Below are 18,392 nucleotides of genomic sequence, written 5' to 3'. Positions count from 1 at the left end.
CTCAGTGCGCGACGGCGGCAGCAGCCGCCTCGTCGATCAACCGGCCATTGCGGAACCGGTCGAGATTGTAGGGCGCGTTGATCTTGTGCGGCTCATCATGCGCCATGGTATAGGCGAGGAGGTCGCCAGCCCCCGGCGTCGCCTTGAAGCCGCCGGTGCCCCACCCGCAGTTCACGTAGAGGCCCTTCACCGGCGTCTTGCCAAGGATCGGCGAGCGGTCCGGCGTCACATCCACGATCCCGCCCCAGGTCCGCAGCATCCGCATCCGCGTAAAGATCGGGAAGATCTCGCAAATCGCCGCCAGCGTGTGCTCCACGATATGGAACGCGCCGCGCTGCGAATAGCTGGTGTACTGGTCCGTGCCCGCGCCGATCACGAGTTCGCCCTTGTCGGACTGGCTCATGTAAGCGTGCACGGTGTTCGACATGACCACGCAGGGGAAGATCGGCTTGACCGGCTCCGAAACCAGCGCCTGCAGCGGATAGCTCTCGAGCGGGAAATCGAGGCCCGCCATCTTCATCACCAGCGAGGTGCTGCCCGCCGCCGAAACGCCGACCCGGCGCGAGGCAATGAAGCCGCGCTCGGTCTCGACGCCTTCAATGGCCCCGTCCGCACCGCGGCGGATGCCCGTCACCGCGCAGTTCTGGATGATATCGACACCCAGCGCCGAAGCCGCGCGCGCATAGCCCCAGGCCACGCTGTCATGCCGCGCGGTGCCGCCGCGCCGCTGCAGCGCGCCGCCCAGCACCGGATGGCGCGTGCGCGGCGAGATATCGAGCGGCGGGCAATAGGCCTTGCACTCTTCCGGCGTCAGCCACTCGTTATCGACGCCATTGAGGCGGTTGGCGTGGATGTGGCGCTTGAAGCTCTGCACATCATGCACATTGTGCGCGAGCATCAGCACGCCGCGCTTGGAATACATGATGTTGTAGTTGAGCTCTTGGCTCAGCCCGTCCCACAGCTTCACTGCGTGATCGTAAAGATGCGCGCTCTCGTCGTAGAGGTAGTTCGAGCGGATGATCGTGGTGTTGCGGCCGGTGTTGCCGCCGCCCAGCCAGCCCTTTTCGATCACCGCAACATTGGTGATGCCGTACTTCTTGGCGAGGTAATAGGCCGCGCCGAGGCCGTGCCCGCCCGCGCCGACGATGATCGCATCGTAGCTCGCCTTGGGGGCCTTGTCGGGCCAGTGCTCGGGCCAGCCCTGATGGCTGCGAAACGCCTCGCCGATCAGGTTGAAACCGGAAAACCGCTTCATCTTGCTCACACCCCAAGCGCAGCGCGGCTGCGCTCGACGTAGAAGGCCTTGAACGCGTCCACCAGCTTCTCCTCGACCGAATACATGCCCGGACGATAGCCATCGCCCTTGATGCCCTGGTGGTTGATCGCCGAAAAATGGCTGTCCTGCGCATTGGTAGCGCGCCACACGGCCGCAAGGTTATCGGGGTCGTAGTCGACACCTTCAACTGCATCTTCGTGCACGAGCCAGGTGGTGCGCAGCAGGGTCTTCTCCGGCCCCAGCGGGGTGAGCGAGAACGTCACCACATGATCGCAGCAGAAATGGTGCCAGGAATTGGGCTGGGTCCATACCGAAAGGCTCGTCTGCTCCTGATCGCCATGCGGCCAGATCAGCTTCTTCGACGCAGGCTTGCCGTCCAGCGTCTGCGAAACCGCGCCATTGGCGAGCGGCAGCCGCGCGACGCGATGCCACCAGTTGTCCGGAAACTCGATCAGATCGTGATAGATCCCAAGCTCCTGCCAGCGCGCGCGCTGCGCTTCCAGCATGGCATCGAACGCAGCGTCATCCACCACATCCGCCTCGCCGTCTTCCGGCAGCCCCTTGCCGAAGCCATAGGTGGAGAGCGACTTCATCAGTTCGGGATGGCCCGCGTCGCAGTGATAGCACTCGCGGTTGTTTTCCATCACGAGCTTCCAGTTGGCAGGCTCGATCAGGTCGTCCTGCACCGCCACCTTGAGCTTGGTCATGTCGAAGATCGCGATCTGCTCTTCGATATCGGCCTTCACGCGGTCGATCGGCGGCGGATTGTCGGACAGGCACAGGAAGATCAGCCCGCCGATGTTTTCCAGCGCAACGCGGCGCAGACCGTTGTCCGCCTTGTTGAAGTCCTCCGGCATGTTGCGCGCGGCCAGCAGCTTGCCGTCCAGCGCGAACGTCCACTGGTGATAGGGGCAGGTGATGCGCGCCGATTTCCCCGCGCTTTCACACAGCTTGGCGCCGCGATGCGTGCAGGTGTTGTGGAAGGCGCGGATCTCGCCCTGCTTGTCACGCACCACGATGACCGAGGTCTCGCCCAGCTCGAACAGGAACTGATCGCCGGGGTTTTTCACATGCGCCACGGTGCAGGCATATAGCCACACCTGCTTGAGCATGATCTCGGTATCGAAGCGGTAGGCTTCCTCGCTCACATAGAGCTTCTGCGGCAGGGTGAAGCCCGGCTTGTCCGCCTTCAGGCTCTCGGCAATCGCGTCAAAGTGCATCATGGGATTAGCTCCGCAATGCGTTGTTATCCGGGTCGAACGGCGAATCCGGGATGATCACCGCGCGGTGCGGCTCGCCCAGGATCACGATTTCCAGTTCCGTGCCGACTGCTGCGTGTTCTGGTGCGACCATCGCCAGTGCAAGGCTCTTGCCGCAGCGCCAGCCATAGCCGCCCGACGTCGCGCGGCCAACCAGCGTACCGTCGCGGTAGATCGCTTCCGATCCGCGCGCGTCGGCATCCGTCACATCCATCACTTCCAGCGTGACGAACTGCCACTTGAGGCCGGCTTCCTTGCGCGCCAGCAGGCCTTCGCGGCCCTTGAACGCTGGCTTCTTGAAGCTGACGAACCGGTCGAGCCCGCTTTCCAGTGCGGCGTATTCGATCGAAAGCTCGCGCGGGATCAGCTTGTAGCTCTTCTCGATGGCCATCGCAGTCATCGCGCGGATGCCGAAGGGCTTGATCTGGAACTCGGCGCCAGCGGCCATGATCTTGTCGAAGATGTAGTTCTGCATCTCGATCGGGTGGTGGATTTCAAAGCCCAGCTCGCCGATGAAGTTCACGCGCAGCAGATCGACTTTGGCGAGGCCGAGCGAAACCGACTGGCCGGTTAGCCACGGGAACGCCGCGTTCGAGAGATCGGCGTGGGTCAGCTTCTGCAGCACATCGCGCGACTTCGGACCTGCCACGACCAGCACGCCCATCGCCGTCGTCAGCCGCTCGAAGCGCACCGAACCATCGGTCGGCAGCGCCTTCAGCAGATAGTCCTGGTCATGACGCTCCAGCGCCCCCGCCGAGACGAGATAATAGGCCTGCGGCCCCTTCTTGTAGACGGTGAACTCCGCGCGCACGCCGCCTGCATCCGTCAGGAGATAGGAGAGCGTCACGCGGCCGATCTTCTTCGGGACAACGTTGGACAGCAGCCCATTCAGCCAGTCTTCCGCGCCGGGGCCGGAGATCAGGCACTTGGCGAAGGCCGACATGTCCTGAATGCCGACATGCTCGGAAACGTGGCGGCATTCGTTGCCGACATGCTCGAAGTAGTTCGAACGGCGGAACGACCATTTCTCGCGGATCGCCTCACCAGCCACATCGGGGTGATTGTGGTTCAGAATGACGTCGGGCTTGTCGAGGTCGGCCTCGCTCAGCTCGTAGCCCTGGGGCGCAAACCAGTTGGGCCGTTCCCAGCCGAACACGCTGCCGAACACCGCGCCCAGCGCCTTCATCCGGTCGTAGCACGGGGTGCGGCGCAGCGGGCGCGCAGCCTCGCGCTCTTCATCCGGGTAGTGCACGGTGAAGACCTTGGCATAGGCCTCCTCGTTCTTCTGGATGAGATAACCCTCGCCCGCATAATCGCCGAAACGGCGCGGATCGACGCCCATCATGTCGATGCTGGGCTCGCCTTCGACGATCCACTGCGCCAGCTGCCAGCCTGCACCGCCCGCGGCGGTGATGCCGAACGAATGGCCTTCGTTGAGCCAGAAGTTCTTCTTGTCCCACGCCGGGCCGACGATGGGCGAACCATCGGGCGTATAGGCAATCGCGCCGTTGTAGACCTTCTTGACGCCGACTTCACCGAAGGCAGGCACACGCGCCATGGCCGAAAGGATATAGGGCTCGAGCCGTTCCAGCGCGTCGGGGAACAGCTCGTATTCGCTGTTCGCTGCAGGGCCCTTCACATAGCACGCAGGCGCGCCGACTTCGTAAGGCCCGAGCAGCAGGCCGCCGGCTTCCTCGCGCATGTACCAGCTTGCGTCGCTTTCGCGCAGAACGCCCATTTCGGGCAGGCCCGCCTTGCGCCGCGCCATGATTTCGGGGTGCTGCTCGGTCACGATGTACTGGTGCTCGACGGGCACCACCGGGATATCGAGCCCCACCATCTCCCCGGTCTGGCGGGCAAAGCTGCCAGTGGCGGAAACCACGTGCTCGCAGGTGATCTCGCCCTGATCGGTCGTGACGACCCATTCGCCATTGGCCTTCTGGGTGATGCCGGTCACGGTCGTGTTGCGATAGATCGTCGCGCCATACTGGCGGGCACCCTTGGCGAGCGCCTGGGTAAGATCGGCAGGCTGAATATAGCCATCAGCCGGGTGCTGGATCGCGCCGAGCACGCCGGTCATGTCGGCCAGCGGCCAGATCGCCTTCACCTCGTCGGGGCTCAGGAAGTTGACTTCAACGCCAATGGTCTGCGCCACGCCGGCATAGTACTTGTACTCGTCCATGCGGTCGCGCGTGGTGGCGAGGCGGATGTTCGAGACGTTGGAGAAGCCGACGTTCAGCTCGGTCTCGGCCTCCAGCGAGGGGTACAGATCGACAGAATACTGGTGGAGTTTGCCCACCGAGTACGAAAGATTGAACAGCGGCAGCAGGCCGGCGGCGTGCCAGGTAGAGCCCGAAGTCAGCTCCTTGCGCTCGATCAGAACGCTGTCGGTCCAGCCCAGCTTGGCGAGGTGATAGAGCGTGCTCACGCCCACCACACCGCCACCGATGACCACTACCCGCGCTGTCGTCTTCATTTCGCCCTCGGCTTTCGATCTCTTATATCAGGGATCCGATATGCCAGCCAAGCGCGCGCGGCTGAACCGCTCATTTCGGCTATCGCGAAGACTAATGCTGGGTATTAGTCAAAAGAACCCCTCCGACCTGCCTTCGGCAGGCCACCTCCCCATTTGGGCCTGCGGCAAAAATGGAGAGGACCTTTTCTTTCCCTCCCCATTTTGGCGAAGCCCAAATGGGGAGGTGGCCTGCCGAAGGCAGGTCGGAGGGGTTCTTCAGCCTACCGGAACAGGCAGCTTGGCCAGAGAATGCGCGCCCCACACCACAACAGCACAACCCGCCAGCGCCAGCCAAGGCAGCACCCCCGCCCGCTTCACCGCCGCGCTCTCTGCAAAATCCTCCGAGAGCGCCGCTGGAAACACACCCTTGTCCTGCACATAATGGCGGAAGGCAAAAACCGGCAGGATCAGCAGCACCCCGATCAGCCCATTACGCAGCGTCCCCGCTCCGTAGACATCAGCCCCCGCGCCCATGAAGGCCATGTTGACGAAGCCCAGCACCGCACCAAGCCCCAAAAGCCACGTCGGGCAGCGGAACGGCCGCTCCCAATTCGGGCGGTCCATACGATGGATCCAGCCGGATTGCAGGTTGAGGAAGTTGAACGCCATGTAGCAGACGTTGCTGATCATCAGCACTGCGAAGTAATCCGAAGCGAGCATCAGGATCAGGTTGAAGCCGAGGTCGGTCCACATCGCCGCTGTCGGCGCGCCGTGGCTGTTCACCCGGCCGAGGTACTTCGGCAGCCAGCCATCGACCGCCGCCTGATAGAGCGTGCGCGATGAGCCCATCATCGAGGTCATCACGATCAGAAGTAGCGACAGGATCAGTGTGGCGATGAAGATATTGGCGACGACCACCGCGCCCCCGCCGCTCACACCTAGTCCCTTGATCACGATGTTCGCCAGCGCCTGCGCCACACCCGAACCATCAGCAATGCGCGGGTCCATCATTGCCTCGAGCCCCAGCGAGGCCTGAAACGCCAGCGGCACCAGCGCAAAAATGACGATGCACAGAATGCCGGACGCGATCAGCGCGCGCGGCGTATCGCGAGCGGGGTTCTTGAACTCGCGGGTATAACACACCGCCGTCTCGAACCCGTAAGTCGACCAGCCGGCAGCAAACATCGCCGCCGCCATCAGCGTCAGGCCATAAGTGTCCCACGTGCCGAAATGCGCATGGCCCGCAGCATCGCGCACCAGCGGCAGCAGCGGAAACAGGTTTTGCGTCGGCAGATCGCCGGTGATCAGCGGCACGAACCCGACCAGGATGAGCGGCGCAAGACACGCGATGCCAAGGATTTTCTGCGCCGAAGCCGCCTTCGCCGCGCCGCCATGCTGCAGGGCAAAGGTCAGCAGCAGAAACGCCGTGCCGATGATCGAGACGGCATTGATCCGGAGCGTCAGCTTGTCGCGGATGAAGCCCAGATCCAGCAGCGTGATGTGCCAGGTGTTTATCGCGGAATCAGGCGCGAACAGGCTCGCCATGATGTATCCCGCAGCAAGGCTGGTGCCGAGGGTAAGGACCGGCGACCAGGCCAGCCAATTGCACCACACCGAAATCGGCGCGACGAACTTGGAATACGGGAGCCATGCCGCTGCGCCATAGACCGAGGCCCCGCCCGACTTGTGCGGATAGAGGCCGGCGATCTCGGCGTAGACGAAGCTCTGAAGGAACCCCATCATGATCGAGGCGATGAAGATCACCCAGCTTGGCTGGCCGATCATCGTGGCGATGCCGCCGATGGTCAACAGAACCCCGGCGGGGACGCCGCTCGAAGCCCAGAACGCGCCCTTCCAGTCGAGCGAGCGGTGCAGCTGGCCGTTCTCGACTTCGCCTTCCAGAGCGTCCAGCGCCGCCACGGTCATCGCTGTTTCGTCTCCCAATCGGAGGCTACGTAGTACGGCGCATTGGAGGGTGCGAGCAGCGGCTTGCCGAGGATGTGATCCGCCCCTTTCTCGCCGATCATGATGGTGGGCGCGTTGAGATTGCCGGTGGTCACCGAGGGCATGACCGAACTGTCGACCACCCGCAGCCCTTCGACACCGATCACGCGCAGTTCGGAATCGACCACGGCCATCGGATCATCCAGCGCGCCCATCTTGCAAGTGCAGGAGGGGTGATAGGCGCTCTCGACCTTCTGGCGAATGAAGGCGTCGATAGCCTCGTCGCTGGTCACGTCCGCTCCCGGCTGAATTTCGCGCCCCCGCCACGGCGCGAAGGCCGGTTGCTGGAAGATCTCGCGTGTCAGCCGCACGCAGGCGCGCATTTCCTCGATATCGTCGGGATGCGTCATGTAATTGAAGCGGATCACCGGCTTGTCGGCCGGATCGGCGCTGCGCAGCGTGACGGTGCCCCGGCTCTTCGAACGCATCGGGCCGACATGGGCCTGAAAGCCATGCTCGCTCGCCAGCGAGTTGCCGTCGTAGCTCACTGCCATCGGGAAGAAGTGGTACTGAATATCGGGATAGCGGATGCCCGCCTTGCTGCGGATGAAGCCGCAGGTCTCGAAATGGTTGGTCGCCCCGAGGCCCGATTTCAGGAACAGCCAACGCGCGCCGACCAGCCCTTTGCCGAAGAGGTTGGCATATTTGTAAAGCGTGACCGGCTTGGTGCAGGCCATCTGGAAATAGAATTCGAGGTGGTCCTGCAGATTGGCGCCGACCCCGGGCCGGTCGGCGACGATCTTGATGCCGTGCCGCGCCAGTTCTTCCGCCGGGCCGATGCCGGAAAGCTTCAGGAGCTGCGGCGAATTGATCGGCCCGCCGGCAAGGATCACCTCGCGGCCTGCGCGCACCACATGCCGCTTTCCATAGCGCTCATACTCGACGCCGACCGCGCGCTTGCCTTCCATCACTATCCGCGTCGCCAGCGTATGCTGCAGCACCGTCAGATTGGGCCGCCGCATTGCCGGGCGCAGATAGGCCTTGGCCGCCGAGCAGCGCTCGCCATCACGGACAGTCATGTCCATCCGGCCGAAGCCTTCCTGCCGGTAACCGTTCACATCGTCGGTCAGACCATAGCCCGCCTGCCTGGCTGCATCGAGCCAGGCCTGATTGAGCGGATTTTCCAGCGTGCCATAGCGCGTATCGAGCAGCCCCTCGCCGCCGCGATATTCATCACCGCCCTCGTCGCGCCGCTCGGCCCGCTTGAAGTAGGGCAGCACCGAGGCATAGTTCCAGCCCTTCGCGCCTTCCTCTTCCCAGCGCTCGAAATCCAATGGATTGCCGCGGATATAAACAAGGCCGTTGATCGAGGATGAGCCGCCCAGCCCCTTGCCGCGCGGCGTATGCAGCACCCTGCCATCCAGCCCCGGCTCGGGCTCGCTCTCGTAGTGCCAGTTCCACCGCGTGGTGTTCATCGGAATGGCGAGCGCGCTCGGCATCTGGATGTAGATCGACTGGTCCGATCCGCCGAATTCGAGGACCAGCACCTTGTGCTTGCCGTCCGCCGTAAGCCGGTCCGCCAGCACGCAGCCAGCCGAACCCGCGCCGACGATAATGTAATCAAATTCCCCGTCAGTAAGGGGCATCGATCGGCTCCATCGCGACGTAGACGCCCTTGAGGCGGGTGAAGTGGTGGATCGCCTCGCGGCTGTTTTCAAAGCCGAGACCTGACTGCTTGAACCCGCCGAAGGGCATCTCCACCGGGCAGATATTGAAAGTGTTGATCCAGCACGAGCCTGCATCGAGCGCAGCAATCACCCGGTGCGCGCGTGTCAGGTCCTTGGTGAAGACACCGGCGGCAAGGCCGAACTCGGTGTCATTCGCCCGCGCGATCACCTCGTCCTCGCTGTCGAACGGCAGCACGGTCATCACCGGGCCGAAGATTTCCTCGCGCACCACGGTCATGTCATCCGTGCAGGCCGTGAACACGGTCGGCGCAACGTAGAAACCCGCTGCGGGCACGCCTTCCGTAACGCGGTGGCCGCCAGTCAGGACTTCGGCGCCTTCGGCCTTGCCCTTCTCGATATAACCCATGACCTTGTTCAGATGCGCTTCGGAAATCAGCGAGCCCATCTGCGTTGTCGGGTCGATCGGATCGCCCAGCTTGATCCGCTCTGTACGCGCCTTCAGGCTGGCGAGAAACTGCGGCAGAATGCTGCGCTCTACAAACACGCGAGTGCCGTTCGAGCAGACTTCACCTGCCGAGTAGAAATTGGCGAGATGCGCGCCCGAAACCGCGTTCTCGATATCGGCGTCAGCAAAGATGATCAGCGGCGATTTGCCGCCCAGCTCCAGCGTTACGTTCTTGAGCGTGGCCGCTGCGCCCGCCATGATCTTCTTGCCCGTCGGCACGCTACCAGTGAGCGAAATCTTGGCAATGCCGGGATGCGCGGTGAGCAGCGCACCGGTTTCGCCGAAGCCGTGCAGCACCTGAAACAGCCCTTCAGGCAGCCCGGCCTCAAGGTAGATCTTTTCCACTTCGATCGCGGTCAGCGGCGTCAGCTCGGAAGGCTTGAAAATCAGCGCATTGCCGCAAGCCAGCGCGGGCGCGGATTTCCAGCAAGCGATCTGGATCGGATAATTCCACGCGCCAATCGCGGCACACACACCCAACGGCTCGCGCCGGGTATAACCGAACGCCGCCGGGCCGAGATCGAGATGCTCGCCCGCAATCGTCGGCGCGACCCCTGCAAAGAACTCCAGGCAATCAATGCCCGAAACCACATCGACCACCAGTGTTTCCTGGATCGGCTTGCCGGTGTCGCGCGTTTCCAGCGCCGCAAGCTCGTCGTTGCGCTCGCGCAGGATGTCCGCCGCGCGCCGCAAGATGCGCCCACGCTCGGTTCCGGTGCGCTTGGCCCATTCCTTCTGTGCTGCCGCCGCCTTGGCAACCGCCGCATTCACTTCAGCCTCACCTGCGATGGGCAGGGTTGCCAGCACTTCGCCGGTCGCCGGATTGATGGTCTGGAAGGTGTCGCTCATTGCAGTTCCCATTTGAAGGAAGAACCCCTCCGACCCGCCTGCGGCGGGCCACCTCCCCATTTGTGCTTCGCAAAAATGGAGAGGGCGAAAAGGTCCTCCCCATTTTCGTCGAAGACGCAAATGGGGAGGTGGCAGCCCGCAGGGCTGACGGAGGGGTTCTTCTTCCTTTTTCCTACTTCCCGAAGTGCCACACCGCGTTCACGCCCCAGGTGCGCGGCTTGGCGTAGACGCCCGTGGTGTAGCCCCAATAAGTCGACGCGTCGAAGGCATAGACGCGGTACTGGCGCTCGAACACGTTGTTCACGAAGAAGGCCAGATCAAGATTGCTGTCCTTCGGCGTGAACCCAACGCGCACGTTCTCCACGTGATAGGCCCGCTCGCGCTCCACCGGCGCACACATCACGGTGAAGCAGAACTTGCCCGTATAGAGCGCGTCTGCCTGCAGCGAGGCGCGGCCGATGGCAGTGTCGAACTCATAGCGCACCAGCGCATTGCCGGCAAAACCGGGCGCCTGCGGCAGGTCGCTCGTCTTCACCGTCGCGCCATCGGGCAGGAGCACGTTCTTGACTTCGCTGTCCTGCACCGCGCCCGAAAGCTGGAGCGTCAGGCCCGGGATCGGACGGCTGGTGATGTCCGCCTCGATACCTTTGATCTTGGCCGGCAGGTTTCGAACCACCTGTGCTGCAAACACCTGCACGAAGGCCTGGTAGTTCTTGTAGTCATAATAGAACGCCGCGAGGTTGAACTGCGTGTTCCCGGGCAGCTTGGCCTTCAGGCCCACTTCGTAGGCATTGAGCGTTTCCGGCCGATAGGGGATGTTGTTGAGCACATCCACCAGCTGCGTCGGGAACGGCGTGCCGGTCGAGAAGGTGAACCCGCCCGACTTCGAACCACGGTTATAGCTTGCGTAGATCAGTGTATCAGGCGTCGGCTTGTAGTCGATTTCCGCGCGCGCAGTCACGCCGCGGAAGGTCGGGTTCGCCGCGCCCGGTGTCGTCGTCACGCCCGAGGGCAGCCCGCTCTTGTAGCTCCACGAGCCCGGTGTCACCGTGCCGGTCGTGTCGTTGTACGAGATGTCGTCCGGCCCGAAGTGCAGCGAAAGCGCATAAGGCCCGGTCGGCGCGATCGCATCATAGACGCCGCGCTTCTTGTCCTGCCAATAGCGGATGCCGCCGATCAGCTTCCACTGATCGTTGATCTTGAATTCGTCCTGCGCGAAGAATGCAAAGCTCTCGGTGCGCTGGGTGAACTTCACGTCCGGATCGTACTGGATGAACGGCACGGCATACTTGGCGGCGAACTTGCCGTCGATGATCATGCCGAAGCCGCCGAAGGTCAGGTAGTTCTGGCCGAAAGTGGCGGCGGCGCGGATTTCCTGGCTCACCTGATTGGTGCGTGCGCGCTGGAAGAACACGGTGCCCGATTCATAGCACGTCACGCTCTGCGCAGGCGCAGGGCACGGCCCGGGCGAACGCGGTGTGCCCTGCGGCACGTAGGGGAACTCGGGAACGCTGTCGCCCTGCTCGATGTAGAACTTCTTGAGGTGCTGGTAATCGGTGATCGAGGTCACGTCGAACGCGCCGATCTTGGCATCGAGCCGCAGCGTCGCGCCGAACACGTCGCGGTCGACATAGGCATCATTGGTGCCCGCTGTGCGCCACGGGTTGCCGCCCTGCGAAGGCGTGATCGCCGGGTTGGCATAGCCATTACCGGTCGTGCCCGTGACGCCCCAGTAAGAGCATTCCTGGTTCGGCCCGAGGAATTCGCCCTGGAACTGCGCATTAGGGCAGGTCGGCTCGAGCGAGTAGATGCCCGCCTGCCGCTCGCGGTCCGCCTTGGCATAACGCACCGTCAGCTTGGCCTTGAAGTCGCTGCTCGGCTCCCACTTCACGATACCGCGCAGCGCCCAGTGGTTGTCCGCGCCGCGATCCGGCTGACCGGGGGTGATGTTCTTGATGTAGCCGTCATCGCGGGTGTATTGGCCGGAAATGCGCGCGGTCAGCGTGTCAGACAGCGGGCCCGAAAGTGCGCCTTCCAGCACAACCTGATTGAAGCGGCCGTACGTCGCCGAAAGATAGCCGTCGAGCTTGTCAGTCGGCTGCGCAGAAATGAACTGCACCGCGCCGCCGGTGGCGTTGCGGCCAAACAGCGTGCCCTGCGGGCCCCGCAGCGCTTCCACGCGCGCCAGATCGAATACCGGGAAGCTCGCCGCGGTGATCGAGGAGGTATAGGCATCGTCCTGATAGACCGCGACCGGCGGCTCCTGCTGGTCGCCGTAGTCGTTCTGCGAAACACCGCGGATATTGTAGACCACCTGGCTTGAGCCGTAGGCGTTGAACTTGAGGTTCGGGATCGCGCGGACCACGTCGGTGGCGTTCACGATGTTGAGCGCCTTGATTTCCTTGGCGCTGATCACGCTGACCGCGATGCCGACGTCGTTGGCCTTCTGCTCGCGGCGCTGCGCGGTAACGACGATCTCGCCGGTCTCGGGCGTCGCGACTGTCTCGGTCGCCTGCGCGTCCTGCGCTGCTGCCGGTGTTGCCAGAAGGCCCAGCGCGCTACCCGCAAGGGCCGTGCCCGCCAGCATCGCGCGGCGGATGGTGCTCATGTCCGTCATGTTCATATCTTTTCTCCCCGGAGGACAGCGTCCCTCCCGCTTCTCCAGATGTGGGTAGACGTGCCTCAAGGTGAAAACCCGCGCAAGCGGGCGCGCTGCGCGCCAAACCTTTGCCCGCCGCGCGATGCCAAACTGCAACAAGTATTTCAGAGACTTAGGGCGTCCCACCATCCATCAAGGGAGATTATAATTCCCATTAGATGTTGGAATGCCAATGGTTTGGCCCATCAACCCTCCAGAAACAGCTCCGCCGCCGCATCGATAATCGCATCGGCATCGAGCCGGTAGGTGCGGTAGAGGTCGGGGAGATCGCCGGTCTGGCCAAACCGGTCGACTCCCAGCGGGCTTACCCGCATGCCCTTCACCGCGCCCAGCCATGAGAGCGCAGACGGCGATCCGTCGAGAACCGTCACCAGCCCCGCCCCCGGCGCCAGGGCGCCCAGCAGGGTGTCGATATGGCTCGGCTCGGGCCGCTTTCCCGTCCACCGCGCTGCGCGCCGCGCCGACCAACCCCGGTGGAGCAAATCGGGCGAGGTCACATTGAGCAGCCCCAGCCCCGGCAGATCCTCGCTCAGCGTTTCCCACGCGGCAAGCGCCTCGGGCGCAATCGCGCCAGTGAACACGATGGCCGCTTCCGCACCCGGTGCCGGACGCTTGAGCCAATAGGCACCCTTCAGCGCATCGGCCTCCCAGCTTTCGTCCTCGCGCACAACTTGCGTGATCGATCGCGTGCTGAGCCGCAGGTAGACCGAGCTGCCATCGGGCTTCTGCATATGCTCGAAGGCATGGCGCATCAGCAGCGCCACTTCGTCGGCAAACGCCGGCTCGAAGTAATCGAGGTTCGGCTGCCCCATGCCGATGAGCGGGGTATTGATCGATTGGTGCGCGCCGCCTTCTGCGCCCAGTGTCAGACCCGATGGCGTGCCGACCAGCAGGAACCGCGCATCCTGATAACAGCCATAGTTCAGCGCATCGAGCCCGCGCGCAATGAAGGGATCATAGACAGTCCCCACCGGCAGAAGCCGCGTGCCGAAGTGCGGCGCCGATAGGCCAAAAGCCGTCAGCACGAGGAAGAAGTTGGTCTCGGCAATACCCAGCTCGACATGCTGGCCCGCCGTATTGCCCACCCACTTCTGCGCCGAGGGAATGCGCGCGGCCTGAAACACGTCCTTGAGCTCGCTGCGGCGAAACAGTCCGCGCCGGTTGACGAAGCCGCCGAGATTGGTGGTCTGCGTCACGTCGGGCGCAGTCGTCACGATGCGGTCGCCCAGCGGATCGCCGGGCCGGGCAAGGTCCATCAGGATCCGCCCAAAGGCGCTTTGCGTCGATTGCTCCTCGCCCTCCGGCACCGGCAGCCGTGCGGGCACCGGAATGGCGGGCGGGCTGTGCTCCGCCGGCTTTACCGCCAGCGCGCTGCGTTCCACGAAGGCCTTCAGCTCTGCGGCCAGATTGTCGCCCAGCCCGCCCCAGGGTTCCCACTCCGCACCTTCGGCAATGCCCATGCTCGCACGCAGACTCTCGATCTGCGGGGTGTTCATCATGCCCGAATGGTTGTCCTTGTGCCCCGCCAGCGGCAGGCCATAGCCCTTGACGGTATAGGCAATGAACAGCGTGGGCTTGTCGTCGTCCGCCTGTGCAAAGGCCTCGATCAGCGTCTCGGCGCAATGCCCGCCGAGGTTCGTCATCAGCTGCGCCAATGCGGCATCGTCGAAGCTCTCGATCAGCGCGCGGGTCCTGGGCTGTTCGCCGAGATCCTTCAGCAGCCGCTCACGCCACGCCGCACCGCCCTGATAAGTGAGCGCCGCGAATTCGGCGTTGGGGCAATTCTCGATCCAATCCTCGATCGCCGCCCCGCCGGGCTTCGCGAAGACCGCCTTTTGCAGCTTGCCGCTCTTGAGCGTGATCACCCGCCAGCCGCAGGTCTCGAAAATATCGTCAAAGCGGCGGAACATGCGGTCCGCCGTCGTCGCATCGAGCGACTGCCGGTTGTAATCGACCACCCACCAGCAGTTGCGGATATCGTGCTTGTAGGCCTCGATCAGGCACTCGTAGATATTGCCTTCATCCAGCTCGGCATCGCCCATCAGCGCGATCATCCGGCCCGCATCGGCTTCGCTCATATGCCCCTGCGCGATGCAGTAGTCCTGCACCAGGCTGGCAAAGGCGGTGATCGCGACCCCGAGCCCCACCGAGCCGGTAGAGAAATCAACCGGAATCTGGTCCTTGGTCCGCGAGGGATAGCTCTGCATGCCCCCCAGCCCGCGAAAGCGCTGCAGCTGCTCAAGGCTCTGGTTGCCCAGCATGTAGTGGATCGCATGGAGCAGCGGCCCCGCGTGCGGCTTCACCGCCACCTTGTCCTGCGGGCGCAGCGCGTGGAAATAGAGCGCGGCCATGATCGTCGACATCGAGGCGCAGCTGGCCTGATGCCCGCCCACTTTCATCCCGTCGCGCTTCGTGCGGATGTTGTTGGCATTGTGCACCGTCCACGCCGAAAGCCAGCGCAGCCGCGCATCGAGCGCCTCGATGGCAGGGACCAGTTGGACGCGGGGATCGGCGAGTGCGGCTGTCATGGCAGGCTTCGAATCCATCAGGAGGTGCTTGCGGGAAACATAGCGTGCGGCGCAAATCAGCCTATTGCGAAGTTTGCCTCACACGGGCACAGTTTTGGCATAATCTGCCAATTCAGGTGCCACGAGTAAAAGATAATGCCAGATACTGATCTAGACGCGATTGACCGCAAGATTCTCCGCGGCCTTCAGCAAAACGGTCGTCTCACCAACCAGCAGCTGTGCGAGGACGTCGGCCTCAGCCCCAGCCCCTGCCTGCGCCGCGTCCGCGCGCTGGAGGAACGCGGGGTGATTACCGGCTATGTCGCGCTGGTGGAGCCCGAGACCATCGGCCTCCCGGTCAACGCCTTCGTGCGCATCCGGCTAGACCAGCAGGACGACCACCACCTCGCGACCTTCGAAAGCGCTGTCGCCGAATTTCCCGAAGTGATGGACTGCTACCTGATGACCGGCGAGGCCGATTACCAGTTGCGCGTCCTCGTCCCCTCGCTGGCCGCCTTCGAGGATTTCTTGAGGAAGCGTCTGACGCGGATCGCCGGGGTGGCGCAGGTGACCACGAGCTTCGCGCTGCGCCCGATTGTGAACCGCACGGCGCTGCCGGTGCCGGACTAAAGCGGCCCCACGCCGTTTGTGTCGAGCGAATCCCCTCGAAAACGACAGCACCCCGCCTAGCCTCTTGGCTTAACCGCTCGATTGATTACACGGTTGGACCAACCACAAGAAACGTCCTGAAAGCCCGCGACCCCATGTACAATCTGCTCTCCGGTATCACGGTGATCGAGGTGTCCTCCTTCGTCGCCTCACCGACCATCGGGCTCTATCTCGCCCAGTTCGGCGCCGAAGTGATCCGCGTCGACCAGATCGGGGGCGGTCAGGATTTCAAGCGCTGGCCGCTCACGCCGGAGGGCCACTCGCTCTCGTGGGAAAACCTCAACCGCGCCAAGAGGAGTGTCGCACTCGATCTCACGAGCCGCGAGGGGCGCGATGTGCTCACCCGGCTGATCCAGAGCGTTGGTACCCTCGTCACCAACCTCCCCGTCGGCGGCTTTCTCGCGCACGAAAAGCTGGCCGCAGGCCGCCCGGACCTCATCACCGTGCGCGTCATGGGCTGGCCTGATGGCGCCATCGCGCTCGATTACACCGCCAACGCCGCAGTCGGCTATCCCGCGCTCACCGGCCCGCTGAATGACCCCGCACCGGTCAACCACGTCCTCCCCGCCTGGGACCTCCTCACCGGAGCCTACGGCGCCTTCGCGCTCGTCTCTGCGCTGCGCCGGCGTGACGAAACCGGGCTAGGCGGCGAAGTGCGTCTCCCCCTCACCGATATCGCCATGGGGTCCGCCGCCAATCTCGGCCGCGTCGCCGAAGTGCTGCAATCGGGCGAGGACCGCGAACGCCTCGGCAACGGCGTCTACGGCACCATCGGCCGCGATTTTCGCACCGCCGACGGGGTGCGCGTGATGATCGTCGCGATCAACGAGCGCCAATGGCAGGGCCTCGTCCGCGCACTGGATCTGCAAGCCGGCCTCGCCGCGCTGGAGGCCCGCCACGGCGTTTCCTTCACCGGCGACGACGGCGTGCGTTACCGCCACCGCGACGCGATCTACGCCCTGATCGAAGCCGCCATCGCCCCGCTGTCCCATGCCGCACTCGCCGAAAAGCTCGATGCCAACGGCGTCACCCACGGCCCCTACAAGACCATGCCCGAAGCCGTGCAGGATCCGCGCCTCGTCGGCGAAAACCCGATGTTCGCGCACACAGCGGACAACCCCAGTGGCTTTGCCTACCCAGCCGCTGGTGCTTTCGCCACTATGCCCGGCCTCGACCGCCTCACGCCCGCTCCCGCGCCCGTGCTCGGTGCCGACACGCGCGACGTGCTCGCCCGCCACCTTTCACTCGATCCCCAGGCCATAGACCGGCTGCTCGAAGCCGGCATCGCAGGAACCCTCGCATGACCAAACTGACCCGCGCCGCCATTTGCGCCCCCATCCGCACCGCCGTCGGCAAGTTCGGCGGCAGCCTTGCCGACATGAATGCCGGCCAGCTCGGCGCGGTCATCCTCAAGGCGCTGATGGAACGCACGAAGATCGATCCCGCGCGCGTCGACGATGTCGTGTTCTCGCAAGGCTACGGCAATGCCGAGGCGCCTGCCATCGGCCATTGGTCATGGCTCGCCGCCGGACTGCCACTCGAAGTCCCAGGCTACCAGCTTGACCGCCGCTGCGGCTCGGGCCTGCAGGCGGTGATTAACGCCGCGATGATGGTGCAGACCGGCCAGTCCGACGTTGTCGTCGCGGGCGGCGTAGAATCCATGTCGAATGTCGAATACTACACGACCGAGGGGCGGCGCGGCACCCGCGCGGGCGGGCTCATGCTCCACGACCGGCTTACCCGCGGCCGCCTCATGTCGCAGCCGATCGAGCGCTTCGGCGTCATCTCGGGCATGATCGAGACCGCCGAGAACCTCGCGCGCGACTACAATATCAGCCGCGAAGCCTGCGATGCCTATGCCGTGCGCAGCCACCAGCGCGCCGCCGCCGCATGGGCAAACGGGCTGTTCGACGATGAACTCGTCCCCGTCGAAATCCCCCAGCGCAAGGGCGATCCCAAGATCTTCGCGCACGATGAAGGCTACCGCGCCGACGCCACGATGGAGAGCCTTGGCGCCCTGAAGCCGCTCGAAGCCAAGGCCATCCCCGGCGCGGTCGTCACTGCCGGCAATGCCAGCCAGCAGAACGATGCCGCCGCAGCCTGCCTCGTCGTCGCTGAACACAAGCTCGAGGAACTCGGCCTCGAACCCATCGCGTGGTTCCATTCGTGGGCCGCCGCCGGCTGCGATCCCGCACGCATGGGCATCGGCCCTGTCCCGGCGGTCGAGCGCCTCTTCGCGCGCACCGGCCTCGGCTGGAACGATATCGACCTAGTCGAACTCAACGAAGCCTTCGCCCCGCAGGTCCTCGCCGTGCTCAAGGGCTGGGGCTGGAGCGAGGACGACAGCCGCCATGAGGTGCTCAATGTCAACGGTTCGGGCATATCGCTCGGCCATCCCATCGGCGCGACCGGGGGGCGCATCCTTGCCAACCTGACGCGCGAACTGGTCCGCCGCAGTGGTCGGTTCGGCCTTGAAACCATGTGCATTGGCGGCGGTCAGGGCATTGCCGCCGTGTTCGAACGCGCGGGCTGACATTGGTACTTCCCCCCCCCCTCCCGTTCGTGTCGAGCGAAGTCGAGA

General features: G+C 64.1%; 11 protein-coding genes. 3 read left to right on the top strand and 8 right to left on the bottom strand.

Annotated features, from left to right (window positions below; genetic code table 11):
• Nucleotide 1 precedes the first annotated feature (1 nt).
• The 8 genes from ACODS2_RS20715 to ACODS2_RS20680 all read right to left on the bottom strand — a co-directional run bounded on the left by ACODS2_RS20715 (nt 2) and on the right by ACODS2_RS20680 (nt 15,163).
• On the bottom strand, nt 2–1,255 hold the full coding sequence (locus ACODS2_RS20715) for a sarcosine oxidase subunit beta family protein (RefSeq protein WP_298194033.1): 1,254 nt from the start codon (nt 1,253–1,255) through the stop codon (nt 2–4).
• A gap of 5 nt (nt 1,256–1,260) precedes the next feature.
• Nucleotides 1,261–2,499 (bottom strand): aromatic ring-hydroxylating oxygenase subunit alpha, encoded by a 1,239-nt coding sequence (locus ACODS2_RS20710; RefSeq protein ID WP_489000454.1) that lies wholly within the window; start codon nt 2,497–2,499, stop codon nt 1,261–1,263.
• A 4-nt stretch (nt 2,500–2,503) separates the two neighbouring features.
• Nucleotides 2,504–5,011, bottom strand: a complete 2,508-nt coding sequence (locus ACODS2_RS20705; protein ID WP_489000453.1) for a GcvT family protein — start codon at nt 5,009–5,011, stop codon at nt 2,504–2,506.
• Between the two features lie 255 nt (nt 5,012–5,266).
• A complete protein-coding gene (locus tag ACODS2_RS20700; protein ID WP_489000452.1) occupies nt 5,267–6,934 on the bottom strand; it encodes a trimethylamine N-oxide permease in 1,668 nt (555 codons plus the stop codon).
• Complete coding sequence (gene betA, locus ACODS2_RS20695; RefSeq protein ID WP_489000451.1) at nt 6,913–8,580, bottom strand: choline dehydrogenase; 1,668 nt, start codon at nt 8,578–8,580, stop codon at nt 6,913–6,915. The genes ACODS2_RS20700 and betA overlap by 22 nt, the downstream gene beginning before the upstream one ends.
• Nucleotides 8,567–9,976, bottom strand: coding sequence for a betaine-aldehyde dehydrogenase (betB, locus tag ACODS2_RS20690; RefSeq protein ID WP_489000450.1), 1,410 nt, complete (start codon nt 9,974–9,976; stop codon nt 8,567–8,569). Before betB ends, betA begins: the two co-directional genes overlap by 14 nt.
• Nucleotides 9,977–10,148: 172 nt before the next feature.
• Entirely contained in the window at nt 10,149–12,599 is a 2,451-nt protein-coding gene (locus tag ACODS2_RS20685; protein ID WP_489000449.1) for a TonB-dependent receptor, read from the bottom strand.
• A gap of 221 nt (nt 12,600–12,820) precedes the next feature.
• Nucleotides 12,821–15,163: a transketolase gene (locus tag ACODS2_RS20680; protein WP_489000528.1), complete on the bottom strand. Its 2,343-nt coding sequence runs from the start codon at nt 15,161–15,163 to the stop codon at nt 12,821–12,823.
• Between the two features lie 135 nt (nt 15,164–15,298).
• On the opposite strand from ACODS2_RS20680, the gene ACODS2_RS20675 reads away from it, so the two are divergent.
• The 3 genes from ACODS2_RS20675 (at nt 15,299) to ACODS2_RS20665 (ending at nt 18,344) form a co-directional block, all read left to right on the top strand.
• Entirely contained in the window at nt 15,299–15,772 is a 474-nt protein-coding gene (locus tag ACODS2_RS20675) for an Lrp/AsnC family transcriptional regulator (RefSeq protein WP_489000448.1), read from the top strand.
• Between the two features lie 134 nt (nt 15,773–15,906).
• The gene (locus ACODS2_RS20670; protein WP_489000447.1) at nt 15,907–17,115 is read left to right on the top strand and encodes a CoA transferase; all 1,209 of its coding nucleotides are present in this window, start codon (nt 15,907–15,909) and stop codon (nt 17,113–17,115) included.
• Nucleotides 17,112–18,344: an acetyl-CoA C-acetyltransferase gene (locus ACODS2_RS20665; protein ID WP_489000446.1), complete on the top strand. Its 1,233-nt coding sequence runs from the start codon at nt 17,112–17,114 to the stop codon at nt 18,342–18,344. Before ACODS2_RS20670 ends, ACODS2_RS20665 begins: the two co-directional genes overlap by 4 nt.
• Nucleotides 18,345–18,392: the final 48 nt, after the last annotated feature.

This window comes from Novosphingobium sp. FG137, from assembly GCF_057809735.1.
This window is presented reverse-complemented; position numbering and strand designations above follow the sequence as displayed.